Consider the following 13,180-nt stretch of genomic DNA (forward strand, 5'->3'; position numbering starts at 1 on the left):
GCTTTAAAAAAGCTCAGTGAGGGCAATTTGTCACAGTTAGTTCAGTGCAGCTTGTCACATATCCCCTCAGCCTTGAGGGTAGTTTGTCACATTAAAGATAATCGTCTTCACTTCAGGCTGAGGGTGTATTGTCACTGTTTGTGTTTGACGCAGCTACCAGTAACTACTGGTGCATTTTCCCTGCACTAAAAATGTGTTTGAGCAGGAAGCTATTAAATGTTCTGTCTGTAGGCTCTGGCCAGCCCGGAGGATCTGTTAAGAGCACCCCCTCCTGTTCCATCCAGCTATGTGTATGCAGTTTACGCTCAACATATTCCTCGGACTCAGAGCCCATTGTTTCAATGATGAAAGTGGTAACTGTGTTTTCATTGCCCGGAGCCACATTCAATATGAAATCAGGATGAATGACCTCTTCCACCCCGTTCTTAATGCTTTTCGAAGTGAATAGTGGCTTGCTGAGGCTGATCGCGTCCGGATGATTTGCCTGTCGGCCTGCGTAGCTGCTGGCGTTTATTATTACCTTAAGGGTGTCGCGCTCTTTATTGCTATCCACAGGTATCGGATTATCAAGCGTATACGCGGCATGCGCATATCCCTCATGGCAGTAAATTTTGCCATCTCTCCCTCTCCGGTATTCCAGTATTGCCCAGTAAGGAGCCCGGCTTCCGGCGTTGTAGGTGCTTTCACCATTGATACTGACCCGGGCTTCAGGCCTATGGGTAAAAGTATTACCTCGAACGCTAAAGGTCACTTCTTCCCGATTGGCATCGGTTGCAATACCAATGATATACACGCATGCCTCCTTATCGCTGCTATCAATCTCCTGTGAAATTTCCAGCTGAGTAAGCATGTCGTTAATCCGTTCGAGGGACAGCCAGGGCGCGCAGCTGAACAGCATATTCAGCAGTGTTCCACTGCCCATTGAATGCTCATCCAAAACTTCTTTTATTCTGTTGATTGAACCGACTAGCCCTGGACTTTGATATTCAGGTACCAGTTCGAGTTGGTTCAGGCCGGCTGCCTGAATGAGAGTCAACAATTTTCGGCCCAGAGCCGGTATGGGTTTGAGAGTTTTGCGTCGACGCTTACGGTGCACCACCGGACCTTCCACAGTGGAGATTCTGGTTTCTTTTTTCTTTTCAGGTAACCAGTCGTTTCCACCTACGGGGTTTAGAGGGCTGACTTTTCCTTCAGTGACACTGTTATCAGCATCCTTACTTTTCTTTAGCCTGAACAAAGGGCATTGTTCATCGTGCTGTCTTGTCGTCTTAACGTGACGTAACCTGGCAACATTAACCTCACAGTTAAAAGGACCTTCAGTGCTCGGGTCATGTTCGACGCAATCACATTTTAGCCACAGTTTGCAGCGGTCCATCTCTTCAAGAATTTTATTCACTATTCGTAAATCTGCCTGAGCGGGTTTACGTCCATTGCTGAAAACATGAAGCAATGCTTCTCTCTCCGCCAGATTCAGTTTCCTTTCAACTCGTCCCCTCGGGTTTGTTTTCCAAACAAGCTCCATTGATTTACTCCTTAACTCAAAAAGTCCAATCATCTTGTTAAGATAGTGTCTTGTTATCATATTAAGAAATGGGTAATATCGATAACGTATTGAAAAATATTAAAGTTAACAACATGTTAAGTTAATATGTTGTTAGGTTTCTTGCAGTTAACTATATTGAAAAAAGCTTTTTATTATCATATTATCTTAACAAGATAACAAAATAGGTATTTGTAAGATGATCATTGTTCTTGGTAGCCAAAAAGGTGGGGTAGGAAAAAGTACTCTCGCCGTTTCCATTGCTGCATATCTTATGGCACTTGAAAAGCGAGTGCTTATTGTAGATGCCGACGATCAAAAATCAGTGTTAACCTGGTATAACAATCGGCCAGAAAACTTACCTCATATGCCTGTGACAGGAGCGTCAGGCAACATTAAAGCCATGCTCAAAGAACATGAAAAATCGTATGACTTTGTGATCGCCGATTGTGCTGGTCGTGATAGTGCTGAGATGCGAAGTGGATTGATGGCTGCAGATGTGTTTATTTCCCCTCTACGCCCATCTCAGATGGATTTAGACGTTGTGCCACATACATGCTCTGTCTTTACTGCAGCTAAAGATTTCAATGAAAGCGTACGTGGATATTTAGTATTGAATATGACACCAACGAACATGTTCGTGAATGAAGCTAATCAGGCAGCGGAAGTTCTCAAAGACTTCCCTGAAATGAAGCTGTCTGAAGCTCGCGTCTGTGACAGAAAAGCTCACAGGGATGCCTGGGCCGAATCTATGACTATTTTCGAAACGCAGAACACCAAAGCCCAAGAAGAAATAGAAGCGCTGGTTAAGGAGATCATTCTGTGAGGAACAGAGCACATACACCGCCGAGGGACGAAGCTTCATTTATAAACGGAGGTTCAGCTGGTCTTACTGTAAAACATCTGGATGAACCTATTAAAAAGCCCGTTGGTAGCAAAGCCAAACCAGTCAGCATCTCTCTTACTGAAGAGAGTCTTCATTCAATTGACAATATGATCAGGGAGGAGATGCTATCGGGGCACAGCAGAGTTAATAGATCTGATGTCGTTAGAGCTGCTGTGATGGCGTTAGAAAATCTATCGAGAGTTGAGATATCTCAACTCATTGAAAAATCGAAATTAAAATAAACACTAACAACTTAGCAACTTAGCAACTTAATAACTTAATAACTTAACATTATACTAGATTGTTAAGTTAGAGAGCCGATGACCGAAACTATTGGTTTTTGCAATACGCTAGGTTATTAAGATGGCAAATTGCTATCTTGTTATCTTAATAACTTATGTTTTTCAGCAACGCAACTGCATCAGCCTCCGGCATCTGGAACTGAACCCGGTGCCGTGCAGCGACATCCAGTGCGAACACCTTCGTATAGACTTCAGTAGAGCTGATCGACTTGTGTCCCATCAGGCTCTGCAGCACCTTCAGTGGAATACCGGCATACAGCATGTGCATGGCGTAGGAGTGGCGGAACGTGTGCGGCGTGACCGGTATGGAGAACGTCACTCCGTCGGCAGCGGCCGATTCAACCGCTTCATTCAGCCAGGTCCGGACCGTCCGGTCAGTGATCTCCCAGATGCGCGCTTTTTCGTTTCTGCCGGTGCGTTTATTACGGCGCTCTAGCGGAATTTTCAGCGTGGCCACCATCATCTCCAGCTGGCTGACGAACTGGAGATCGGACAGAGGGACGAGCCGGTGAGGCTGACTCCCGGCTGGCGCCCGGCCTGCCGTTCTCGCCGCTTTCTCAGCCCGCTGCTTAAGTGTAGCCAGCTGTACAAACGGGTAGGGCGGAGCCAGGGAGAAGTCGGTCCGGGTGAGCGCGAGGGCTTCGTTAATACGCGCGCCGGTATTCCAGAGGGTCGCCAGCAGCATTTTCCGGTGCAGATCCGGCACATAGTGGAGCAGGGCACTGACTTCCGGGGCCAGCAGGTATTTCGGCAATTCTTCATGCACCATTGCCATCTGACGTAGTGCCAGTGCGGCCGGATAATCGATGGCGACGGGTAACGAGGCCGCCTGCGACGGGAGGGCGGGAAAGTTATTCATGGTCACTTGGTTATCCTTTATGATCGTCCGTGTGGGTGTTCTTTTGCTGAGCATGCCTGGGAGCAGAATGTTGTTTTGCCTGTTGAACGAGCCAGGACAGCAGCTTAAACGGGGCGCGGATGGCCCGGATAAGCTGCATATGGGGCTGCCGGCGGGTGAGACGAGCTATCTCATCAGCTTTGCCCTTAAGCGCACGTGATTTATCCTCAATATCCAGCCTGTACCTGTAGTTGTCCTCAACAAGTGAAAGCACGCCCCTGTGCAGCAGGATGACATCCGGTTTCGCACCGCTGCCTGCCGGCAGCTGCAGTTCATTGACAGTCAGGGGAAGCGACGTTCTGCTGCCGGGCGCAAAGCGGAACCCCATACCGTGCCAGAAACGGTCACGCCGGGCGTGGTTTACTGCATCTTTTTCGTCGCCCTGGGTAGTCTTGATTGGTTTTACCGGCGTATCAGGCGGCAGGGTTTTTGCCCAGCTGACCAGCTGCTGCATGCACCACGATCCGAGTCCGCGGCCCTGCAGTTCTTGCTCCAGCACAACGTAACCGTTGGTCAGATCCAGCTCAGCAGTATTGGTATAGGGGCTGATGTTGAAGCGGGCTGGAAAGGATACTGTACCGCCGCGCCAGAAGAGTTTCAGCTCACATACCCGGCTCTTCAGATGACGCGGACCGCGGTCCTCTATGCCCGCAGGGGAATACTTATCTGTGATGATCCTGATGGCCATAAGAGTCAGGGGCCGGGAATAGCATGCTCCGTCCTGCTGTCCCGGCAGGGTGATCAGCCAGGCGTTTTCGTCTTCGCGGTATCGCGTTGTTGCGGAAAGGTGCTCAGTCATGGTCAGCGATGATCCCGATAGTCACTGGAATAGGTGGATGACAGAAATGAAAATCGCCGGCCAAGGCAGGCATCATGAGGCGTCATCCTTACCGTACTGATCCATCAGCCAGCAGAGGGCCTTCTCTGCGTAATCTTCGCCCGGGAGCAAACTGATTTCTCCCCGGCGCTCAGGGTTATCATCATCGGCAGCAGTCGGCGCAGCTGCAGGGCGTGACCGCATGCGGAACGGATACGATCGGCAAACTCATCTTCATCGCGCGAATATACATCTGGCGCTGGTCGTACCCTGCCGTCCTTTTCAGACTGCAGTCGCTGGCAGAGCGTAAGTAGGGTTACCAACTCACTAGCAATAGTACGGGCATGAGCGTCATACTTTGAATTATTTATCATGGACTGTTCTTCGGCTCCCCGTTTGATAGATCAGTGCTGGCCTGGTTCACTTTAAAAGGTTCAGAATTACGATGCATCCTTTGCTGAAATGCCGTAATTTCTGGACGATTTTTTCTATAAAGCGCTTTCCTTCTGAGCCGCTCATTCCGCCATATACGCTTCATGACATACTGCGCAGACATATAACCTGTTAGCCGTGTCTCAGGTAACGCGGCGAGCCGACGCAAACGCATGGCGAGAAACAGGGCTTTTAGACCAACACGGGTGTACTCATAAATAACCTGATGAAAAATATCCCTTTCTTCTTCAGGTCTATCACAGGACATCAATCGTTCGAGATATCTTTGGCATTTTCTCAGCATGCAAGGTATTTCATGAATACCGTACATAATACGAGGGGGTAATGAGCGCCAGTCGCCCGTGACTCTCTCAAGATTAATTTCAGCAGAATATTTTTCACCTGAACACTCACCACGCTTTAAACCATATGATGAACTGTCAGCTATCCGGGCACACTCATGTGCAATAATCTCAAGCTGGAAAACCAACTCTGTAGCAATAAAGACACGCTCATTTTGCAATTTGGCCGCTGAAGATCTTTGTTCACGCCGGCGGGTAAAGTGGTGGGTCAGACACACACCTCCGAGTGCTGCACCGGCGGAAGATACCGCTGTAATTATTTGTGGTAACAGACTTACGCTGTCCTTCACAACTTTCACACCCTCAGTTGCAATAAACCAGTCAGCCATGTTTGTTCCTTATTGAGAAATCCCACCCACTACTACCTATCATTCAACCATCCAGGAGTTTAAGAACGCATATGATGCCTATTATGGCATCAATCTCCTTTTCATTTGTTAGCTCACCGCAATCCGCAGGAGATGGATTAAGGGGAGGTAGATCCGGTGGCAAATAGTCATCTGCAAGATCCCACTCATTCGCATTTCCAACCTGATAAGCGAGATAGCGCCCACCCGGTGAAAGAAAAATGGCATAGCTCCAGTTTGCTGGCTCACCAGTATCATAAACAAAATTTTGTGTGCCTGGCCAAAACCATAAAACCGGGTAGTGCTTTCGCAGTTCTGTAACAATTTCCGAATAGGTCACCCTTTAGAGCCTCCCGCTAATAACCATCAAGATAGTCACTGAGAGTGATTATCCCGCTCAACACAATCGACTGCGCGCCTGCATCTGACACCTGACTGATTTTCCTCTGCCGTCATCATTGAAAGGATAATAATAAGCAGCCTTATAGCCACTCCAATAAATTACCGGACGACGGTTTCGCTGTGATCCGACTTTTCCGTTATTTCATGGTTTCCGGAAGTGTACCACGCACACGGAATAAGCAAAGCGGCTATACCCCGGACGTGAACCGGATCGGAAGCACCATGACAGGCTGCCGCTCAGGCCCCGTTATCCCTGAATATAGGCCATAAAAATTTTTCGTTTCACGAAAATGTGACGAGGCGGAAGGAGAAGATCCGTCTACCTTTTTTCGGATCTAAGCGGAGGTGGAGAATGATTAGTGCTTGCAAGGCACTAATGGCGAAAGATTGTTGCAAAGAGGGGATTATTGCATGCAATGCAAAATTACTGACTGACTGAACCTGAAATAGCAACAAAGTAAAAAGGAAAACTTTTTACAGGTTTTTCTCCCAACCGGCCTTAAAGGCCTCCCCACCTGAAAGTAAATACCTGCACATACACAAAGACGTTAAGGAGAACATGATGTCTACATTCGTAACTGCAGTATTTACTGTAATCTACACCCTAATCGCCATTGGCCACTTCATCTGGGCAATCGTGGCCGCTTACCGGGGCCTGACCTGGATTTTGACCAATTTTGACGATATTCCTCATATCTGGAAGCGAAACTGGCGATACTATCGCCGTTTCATCTTCCCTGAGATGAAATGCAGGATCCGCAGATGGTTCAGAAACTTATTCTAACGGGGATCCAAGTCCGGCAACCTGGCACAGGCAGCACCAGGTGGTGAACACCATTCTGGTCTCTCCTTTACGCCATTTTCGCACCGTACGCTCCCTGACATACAGCCGATCGGCCAGCTGTATGTCATTCAGTGTGATCAGCGACAGGACGTGCCGGACGTCAGCGATACTGGGCCTGGTCCACTCCTCGCCGGGCAGCAGGGTATCGGCATTGAAGGTACCCGTTGCCACGAGCTGCTGTCGTCGGCTTATCTGTTCCGGGGTCAGGGCCATCAGCCTTTCTCCGTGGTTACTGTCCAGCGGACGGGATGTTCCGGAAGATAATAAGTGTCACGATGTTCGTTCTGCAGTCGCAGATAATTTTCAACGTCACTCAGCTGCCAGCTTGAATAAATAATATTCGAAAATCCCACGTTATACATATCAATTGTGGACATGGTCTGATCAATATAATCATAGGAGCATTTATAAATATTGATCCGTGATGGGTCTTCGATCATTAAGTTCTGGGGGGCAGGGCTGAATACATTAATTTCCAGAGGGGTAAAAAATCCGGATTGCGGATACTGATGAAACTTAAGCGCCAAATTATGAGCCAGGGGAAGGTACAGAACGGGTTCTTCTGTCATTTTACAAAATACGTTAGGTGATACTGTAAACACCGGCCGTGGTTCTGTACTGTCAAAGTGGTGCCCGGTATGAAATATATCCACACGATGGATACCGGAAAAAAGTGCTCCGCGTAACTTAGCCATTACGTCAACCATTGTTATTTTTCCCTGAAGCGCAAGGAGGGAAAATAATACAAACATGGCCTTCGCTTTTTCATCATCTTCTGAAGAGGAACGAGCGATACGAATCAGCTTCTGATAGATACTTAAAGAAGCAATCTCCGGCATAACTTCAGGCAAAGAAAGCGTCTCAGAAAAGATATTCTGAAGGTCATTTTTAACTGGAATAATAAATGACCGGAATAACTCAGCTTTACCCGGGAATCTGCTTTGCGGGTTATTCAGGTTGAGTATCATCTGAAATATGCCGAAACTTGCAAGCTTCTCTATCGGAAAATCATCCCTGTCGCAGTTAGCCAGCCTCGTGAAGTTATGGTTTTGAACCAGATCCCGGACAAGCACAGCCATTTCCTTTTCGTAGTCACTGAGCTCATTCTCAATGTCAAAAATCTCCCCGGTATCACCGTCGGTAAGACGGAAGCAATCCTTACAGACGGCCACGCTGGAGATGGGCAGCGGGATATCCTTTATGTCATTTTCGCCTTCTGCCGTAAGAACCACTACATGAGCCCAGACCCGCTGCTTCTCCTTCGGACTCAGTGCCGTATCATCGCTGCGGAAGTTCCTGAGAAACCACTGCGAGAGCATGTGCTGGTTTTTGGTATAAGTCATAATGTTTTTCCTGTGACGAGCTGAGCCGGCCGGGTCAGAAATCATCTTCTATTATTGCATCATCATGACCAGCAAGCCTGAACGGCTCGGGAACATGTTTACGGCGGACGTTTTTATCGGGATAACTCAGGAAATGTTTTTCAAAAACCCGGACCAGTGCGTCATTCCATGTCGCATTAATTCTGGCGCGCACATCATGCGGCTCCATGATAGTTATATTATAACGCTGATTAATTGAGTTTTGTTCCGTGAATTTACGAAGTGACTCTCTGGAATCATCACCAAGCTTGCCGGTAGTCCAAAATTCAACGTTAATTTCTGCGTTTGGATATTCATTTCGGGCATAGTTATAGAATACCGGCACCTGTTTACCAATCCACTTCTTTACATCCTCATGCCTGACCGTTGAATAGGGTTTATACCCTTTGCATTCAATGAAGGTGATTGCAGCATTTCCCTTCAGGCTCAGAACATCACATTCTGCTGTATCTCCCTTCTGGGACTTACAGATTTTACCCACCACCACATCCTTACTGTCAATGCGTACGGTCTCCGCGATAATATATTCAAATAAATCCCCTTGGAGCTGACTTGTCGCGCCGGCTATATTCGACACCCTGGACATGATGTCATCTATCGCGGCGATATTATCTTTTAAGCTGAGCGTTAGGGAGCCGACAAGATCGCGTAGCTGTATGAGCGCGTCAGCAAAGTCTTTCCCGAACAGATTTTCTGGCGTGGCAGGTATTATCCCGGCACGCTTCATTTCCTGAAATGCATCTTCACTGTATTCATCTGCAATAAACATAAACAGGCATCTGGGGCTGTTCCTGAGGCTGTTTATCGAGCGGCATTTTGTAATAAAGGGCTGGAGATGCACCAGACTGAGTTTGTATCCTAAAAGCATATCGCAGGCAAAGAAACCAGACCGGATCTCACCTGACCGGGAGAACTGCAGAAGAGGATTGAGATAGGATGGTGCGGTGAGGTCAAAATCAAAGTTTGCCACGCAGGGAGTCTGAACCGGATTGGGATCCTCTCGCGTACGCAGCGTGTCGTAACTGATGATGCCGTTGTTCCGGACCCACTGGCTCAGGGATTTCATCAGAACTGACTCTGTGGTCAGCCTGGCTTTCAGGGGATGGACCGCACGCAGGTAACCGTTATCATTTTTCTCAGTCAGCGCAACACAGTCACCCACCCCTGGCAACATAACGACTCTGATCATTTTGTACTGAAGCAGACCATCCAGGACTGACTTCCAGGATAATCGGCGTTTCATCGCTACCGGCGATCCGCAGGCTGCTGAAAAATGACTCAGCGGCAGAATCCCCCCGCGCGCCCTGAGGCAACTCAATGCCAGACCGTAGGCCGACCCGGTATCAAGCAGGGCAGAGTTGAGACTGGACCAGTAACGCCCGGTACCATACTGCTGTTTCAGATAAACAAATCGCTCGCGTTTGGGAAAAAGCTTTTCAACACAGTGTATCTGCCCTGCAGCAGCAGCCCGGGAAACCTGTTTGCGCGCGCTATCCCGGTTAGTGCCCGGAGTTTTCAGCATTTCCTCTACAAGCACAGAGCTCAGGCAGGGTCCGGTTTTAAGTAAGGAAGTAACTATAAGTGATGCCATCTTTTGCTCGCTTGTCACACTGCGTATTTAATAATAACAATACATTCAGGAAGCCAAACAACAAACATTGCATTTTAGTTCATTAAAAACAATAATTTAAAATGAATAAACATGGTCCTTTAGATTATCTGTCACAAACTTGTTTTTCCTGCAGGAAATCTTTTACTTAAAAACGCAGTATGGATGACATCTACAACCCTACGAGATTCAGTCATCAAACTTATGTGAATTCGGAAATTCAATGTTCACAATTTCATTGGCAGAAACCGATATACCATGCCGATCAATACCGAACACAGCACCACTATCCGGCGGCAACTCTCTAACAGACGTATATGCGTAACCCAGCGCAGCTTCAAGCGCACCTTTTTCATAATCAATATCCGCCCTGAAACAGACTATGCAAGGTTTCAGTACCTCAAGATAATGTCCTGTAAGATCCTGCCCATGCTTTTTTTGGTAAGCATTGCAGACATCCTCTACCAGCTCCGGTAGCCGCATATAATCGTGCTGCCAAAGTTTGCGGGCGTGAAGATGAATCTCCCGCACAAGATGCCCGTATGGCCCCCAGTGCATTTTGTTTCTAGTTCGCATCTGGAAGAGAGTATCAGGTACGCCAGCATGAAAATTCCAGGCCTGTAATTTCTCTTTGACCTCAGCGTCTGGAGCCAGATTTACCAGCATGTCCATCACCAGTGACTCGGTCTGGTCCAGCGCAAGTAAACCATTTTCAAAAGTATTGTCAGCTGAAGTGCGGGTACCATGAAACCAGTATGCGGTGGTGAACTCACCCGGGGAGCCCAGTTCCCTACATACGTACTCTCTCAGATACCGTCGAGAGTCGATCATAATGGAATGATCCGTCTCGTAAATCTGCTCAAGATCGAGAGATAACAACACCTTTTTCAACTCCATTACACTACAACCAAAACCGTACGAAAGCGTAAGCATCGCCTGAGATCGTGTTGAACAATCGAGATTAAACATGATTTCATTCCTTACACGCCATTAGTTGCGGGGGCACCCCGGTGGCGTCTCATATTGGCGAGCAATAAAGCTGCGTAATATCTTAGAAAAGGGAGAAGCTCCGGGGCGCTGAAGGTTGCATAAACACGGCCTGCACCATGTGTCTCTTTAAAGACTATTCGATCAACTAAGCGTGCATCGTTAATGGATTCAACCTGAACACAGAAATGCGCCACAGAATTTCGCATTTTATGAATTAGCTCTCTTAAGTTCATTTCCTCACCCGGTAAATGAGACTGGTTTAACCCAATTTCAGCCTTAAGCTCTGGCGTTAGACGATTCGACGGGAGGTAAGAAACTGCGAGCTCTTTAGGCATCACAATTAGGCCCAGGAGACAGTTCAGAGTAAGCGTGTAGTTGTACTGCTCAGAGAAGGGTTTCCCCTCAATCATGTTGTTGTATTGATCAATTAGGGCCAGCGTTCTTTCAATAAAATCAGTCTCAAAGTCTGAATAGTTCCCCATCAAATCCTCCTGTGGCAACAGAAAATTTAACTATACCATTCCGAGATACTAGGTTTCATATCCTGCATTTCCGGTTTTGCCTTTTTTCGGATCCCGGATGACAAAACGCATGATATTTCCTGTAAATGCAATTATTCATAACATTTATATTCATATATGTTAAAAGTGCGAAATTAGCATCAGTTGTTGGTTATTATTAAGATTTCAGCAACAAACCGTATCCCACCCGCTTCGTTAAAAAAACCGAAGGTCATCAGAAGCGCTCACTGATCGTTCCGGGCTGAGACGGTGGCAGCGTCACGGGTAATGTCTCTATTTTATTGGTCGTGAGGAAGGCCGGATAATGGCCAAACTAAGAAGCCATAGCATTGGGGGCAGCCTGCTGATCTGGTATGATCGAGCAGAGGCTCATCTCAATGAGCAATCCCCGCAACAAATTTTTTCGGGGTGCAACAGACCCTTTAGTGTCCAGGCCTGAAAAAAAAGAAAGCACGGTCTCTGAGAGACTACGGTCCTTACGCAACCATACCGGTTAGCGAGCTTTATATTTTCATTATGACTATCTGTATAACAGGGGAATGAATGTGATTAAAAAAATATGCGAAGTGATTGATGGAGAGTATGTCTGTGACATTGATATCAGTGTGGAAGAATGGAAAACTTTATTAACAAATGATAAAGTTTTTGACACAAAAAGTATTGCAGCGTTAAAAAAATGGTTTATTGAGCCAAATCATTCCTGCACATGCTTCGATATTGGTAAGAAGTACGACCTGCACAGCATGAGTGCTAATGGAGTCATAAACGGACTGGGTGGCAGAGTTCAAAAAGAACTTGGTAGATTCGAGGTTAAAGGTGTCGGAAATATCGCATCCGGTACAAAATTCATTACCGTAATGAAGAGTAAAGAAATCGGCGGAAAACCCAAAAGAAACTTATGGACAATTCGTGAGGAACTTGTTCAGGCAATTAACGAACTGGATTTTTTTGGTACAACAGAAATGGCCAGCAGTGAGTATTACTCTGACGATGAGTTGATCAATGCCATAGAGAAAAGTAATATCTTTGACAACGTTCAGACGTTTGAATATACAGGGGAAGCCAAACCAAAGAAAAATGCAATAGAAGTAAAAAATGGCCTCTCGTATCCCAGGAGTAAAGGCGTATCCCAAAATGCGCTGAATAAAGCAGGTTACAGATGTGAAGTCGATAGTGACCACCCAACATTCAGAAGGCGAAATTCATCCTTAAATTACACAGAACCTCATCACATTGTACCTATGTCCAGGCAAGATGCTTTTGACACATCTCTTGATGTTGAAGAAAATATCATATCTCTGTGTTGCAATTGCCATAAACAAATTCACCTTGGTCAGGGTTATGAAGATATGCTGAAAGAAATATACACTGCGCGAAAAAGGTTATTAAAAAAAGTTGGTATTGATATATCACTGGAAAACTTGATTCTTTATTACAAAATGGAAAGTAAGTGAGATTCAAACGAGAGTGATACCTTCGTTTTATTGGTCGGGATGAACAGCAGATGATGTTTCCGGCAAGTATCGGGTCCAGAAACTTTCTGTTAAAAAAGAGGTAAAAGTAGTCTTGAGCCCTGACTGCGAATTGCCATTGCGCATGACCAGAGAACAGGACGAACCCCTGCCAAACCCAGGCATGAGAAACACCTTTAAAACATAGGCTTAATTAAAATCAGCAATTCCCATCGAAATAATAAGCAAGCAGAATTGGCTCAGGTGAATTTCACTCGGTGCAGTGCATGCGTTGGGGGGGGTAAAAGGAAAAACCCGAAATGAATCGGGTTTTGATTAATTAACGATTAACAGGTTCCCGTGCCCGGGAACACTCTGACTGTACGCGCAATATATT

At 46.6% G+C, this 13,180-nt stretch carries 14 protein-coding genes; 4 read left to right on the plus strand and 10 right to left on the minus strand.

Annotated elements, in window-relative coordinates; genetic code table 11:
* Nucleotides 1–163: 163 nt before the first annotated feature.
* On the minus strand, nt 164–1,522 hold the full coding sequence (locus tag LG383_RS22235) for a hypothetical protein (protein WP_225760186.1): 1,359 nt from the start codon (nt 1,520–1,522) through the stop codon (nt 164–166).
* 217 nt (nt 1,523–1,739) lie between these two features.
* Between LG383_RS22235 and LG383_RS22240 the strand changes: the two genes are divergently transcribed.
* Both LG383_RS22240 and LG383_RS22245 read left to right on the plus strand, forming a co-directional pair.
* Nucleotides 1,740–2,366, plus strand: coding sequence for a ParA family plasmid-partitioning AAA ATPase (locus LG383_RS22240; protein ID WP_225760187.1), 627 nt, complete (start codon nt 1,740–1,742; stop codon nt 2,364–2,366).
* Nucleotides 2,363–2,668: a hypothetical protein gene (locus tag LG383_RS22245; protein WP_225760188.1), complete on the plus strand. Its 306-nt coding sequence runs from the start codon at nt 2,363–2,365 to the stop codon at nt 2,666–2,668. Before LG383_RS22240 ends, LG383_RS22245 begins: the two co-directional genes overlap by 4 nt.
* A 145-nt stretch (nt 2,669–2,813) precedes the next feature.
* Here the strand turns inward: LG383_RS22245 and LG383_RS22250 are convergent, their stop codons facing one another.
* The 4 genes from LG383_RS22250 to LG383_RS22265 form a co-directional block, all read right to left on the minus strand.
* Nucleotides 2,814–3,587: a site-specific integrase gene (locus tag LG383_RS22250; protein ID WP_225760189.1), complete on the minus strand. Its 774-nt coding sequence runs from the start codon at nt 3,585–3,587 to the stop codon at nt 2,814–2,816.
* A gap of 10 nt (nt 3,588–3,597) precedes the next feature.
* Nucleotides 3,598–4,425 carry a hypothetical protein gene (locus LG383_RS22255; RefSeq protein WP_225760190.1) on the minus strand — a complete coding sequence of 276 codons (828 nt, stop codon included), beginning with the start codon at nt 4,423–4,425 and terminating at the stop codon, nt 3,598–3,600.
* A gap of 388 nt (nt 4,426–4,813) precedes the next feature.
* Nucleotides 4,814–5,566 carry a hypothetical protein gene (locus tag LG383_RS22260; RefSeq protein WP_225760191.1) on the minus strand — a complete coding sequence of 251 codons (753 nt, stop codon included), beginning with the start codon at nt 5,564–5,566 and terminating at the stop codon, nt 4,814–4,816.
* A gap of 43 nt (nt 5,567–5,609) precedes the next feature.
* Nucleotides 5,610–5,924, minus strand: a complete 315-nt coding sequence (locus tag LG383_RS22265; protein WP_225760192.1) for a hypothetical protein — start codon at nt 5,922–5,924, stop codon at nt 5,610–5,612.
* Between the two features lie 624 nt (nt 5,925–6,548).
* Between LG383_RS22265 and LG383_RS22270 the strand changes: the two genes are divergently transcribed.
* Nucleotides 6,549–6,770: a hypothetical protein gene (locus tag LG383_RS22270; RefSeq protein WP_225760193.1), complete on the plus strand. Its 222-nt coding sequence runs from the start codon at nt 6,549–6,551 to the stop codon at nt 6,768–6,770.
* On the opposite strand, the gene LG383_RS22275 is transcribed toward LG383_RS22270, so the two are convergent.
* The 5 genes from LG383_RS22275 to LG383_RS22295 form a co-directional block, all read right to left on the minus strand.
* Nucleotides 6,762–7,043: a korC gene (locus LG383_RS22275; RefSeq protein WP_225760194.1), complete on the minus strand. Its 282-nt coding sequence runs from the start codon at nt 7,041–7,043 to the stop codon at nt 6,762–6,764. The two genes, LG383_RS22270 and LG383_RS22275, sit on opposite strands and share 9 nt — an antisense overlap.
* Nucleotides 7,043–8,173 (minus strand): DUF4238 domain-containing protein, encoded by a 1,131-nt coding sequence (locus LG383_RS22280; protein WP_225760195.1) that lies wholly within the window; start codon nt 8,171–8,173, stop codon nt 7,043–7,045. The genes LG383_RS22275 and LG383_RS22280 overlap by 1 nt, the downstream gene beginning before the upstream one ends.
* Nucleotides 8,174–8,207: 34 nt before the next feature.
* A complete protein-coding gene (locus tag LG383_RS22285) occupies nt 8,208–9,803 on the minus strand; it encodes a hypothetical protein (protein WP_225760196.1) in 1,596 nt (531 codons plus the stop codon).
* Nucleotides 9,804–10,010: 207 nt separating this feature from the next.
* The gene (locus tag LG383_RS22290) at nt 10,011–10,790 is read right to left on the minus strand and encodes a hypothetical protein (RefSeq protein WP_225760197.1); all 780 of its coding nucleotides are present in this window, start codon (nt 10,788–10,790) and stop codon (nt 10,011–10,013) included.
* Nucleotides 10,791–10,801: 11 nt separating this feature from the next.
* Nucleotides 10,802–11,293 (minus strand): HEPN family nuclease, encoded by a 492-nt coding sequence (locus LG383_RS22295; RefSeq protein WP_225760198.1) that lies wholly within the window; start codon nt 11,291–11,293, stop codon nt 10,802–10,804.
* A gap of 584 nt (nt 11,294–11,877) precedes the next feature.
* On the opposite strand from LG383_RS22295, the gene LG383_RS22300 reads away from it, so the two are divergent.
* A complete protein-coding gene (locus LG383_RS22300) occupies nt 11,878–12,786 on the plus strand; it encodes an HNH endonuclease (RefSeq protein ID WP_007374408.1) in 909 nt (302 codons plus the stop codon).
* Nucleotides 12,787–13,180: the final 394 nt, after the last annotated feature.

This window comes from Leclercia sp. Marseille-Q4284 (genome assembly GCF_916618945.1).
GTDB classification, from domain to species: Bacteria; Pseudomonadota; Gammaproteobacteria; order Enterobacterales; family Enterobacteriaceae; genus Enterobacter; species Enterobacter tamurae.

Excerpts from the sequence above, each read along its gene's own strand:
- LG383_RS22235 (WP_225760186.1), bottom strand. The coding sequence starts at position 1,522 with ATGGAGCTTGTTTGGAAAACAAACCCGAGGGGACGAGTTGAAAGGAAA.
- LG383_RS22240 (WP_225760187.1), top strand. The coding sequence starts at position 1,740 with ATGATCATTGTTCTTGGTAGCCAAAAAGGTGGGGTAGGAAAAAGTACT.
- LG383_RS22250 (WP_225760189.1), bottom strand. The coding sequence starts at position 3,587 with ATGAATAACTTTCCCGCCCTCCCGTCGCAGGCGGCCTCGTTACCCGTC.
- LG383_RS22255 (WP_225760190.1), bottom strand. The coding sequence starts at position 4,425 with ATGACTGAGCACCTTTCCGCAACAACGCGATACCGCGAAGACGAAAAC.
- LG383_RS22260 (WP_225760191.1), bottom strand. The coding sequence starts at position 5,566 with ATGGCTGACTGGTTTATTGCAACTGAGGGTGTGAAAGTTGTGAAGGAC.
- LG383_RS22270 (WP_225760193.1), top strand. The coding sequence starts at position 6,549 with ATGTCTACATTCGTAACTGCAGTATTTACTGTAATCTACACCCTAATC.
- LG383_RS22275 (WP_225760194.1), bottom strand. The coding sequence starts at position 7,043 with ATGGCCCTGACCCCGGAACAGATAAGCCGACGACAGCAGCTCGTGGCA.
- LG383_RS22280 (WP_225760195.1), bottom strand. The coding sequence starts at position 8,173 with ATGACTTATACCAAAAACCAGCACATGCTCTCGCAGTGGTTTCTCAGG.
- LG383_RS22285 (WP_225760196.1), bottom strand. The coding sequence starts at position 9,803 with ATGGCATCACTTATAGTTACTTCCTTACTTAAAACCGGACCCTGCCTG.
- LG383_RS22290 (WP_225760197.1), bottom strand. The coding sequence starts at position 10,790 with ATGTTTAATCTCGATTGTTCAACACGATCTCAGGCGATGCTTACGCTT.
- LG383_RS22295 (WP_225760198.1), bottom strand. The coding sequence starts at position 11,293 with ATGGGGAACTATTCAGACTTTGAGACTGATTTTATTGAAAGAACGCTG.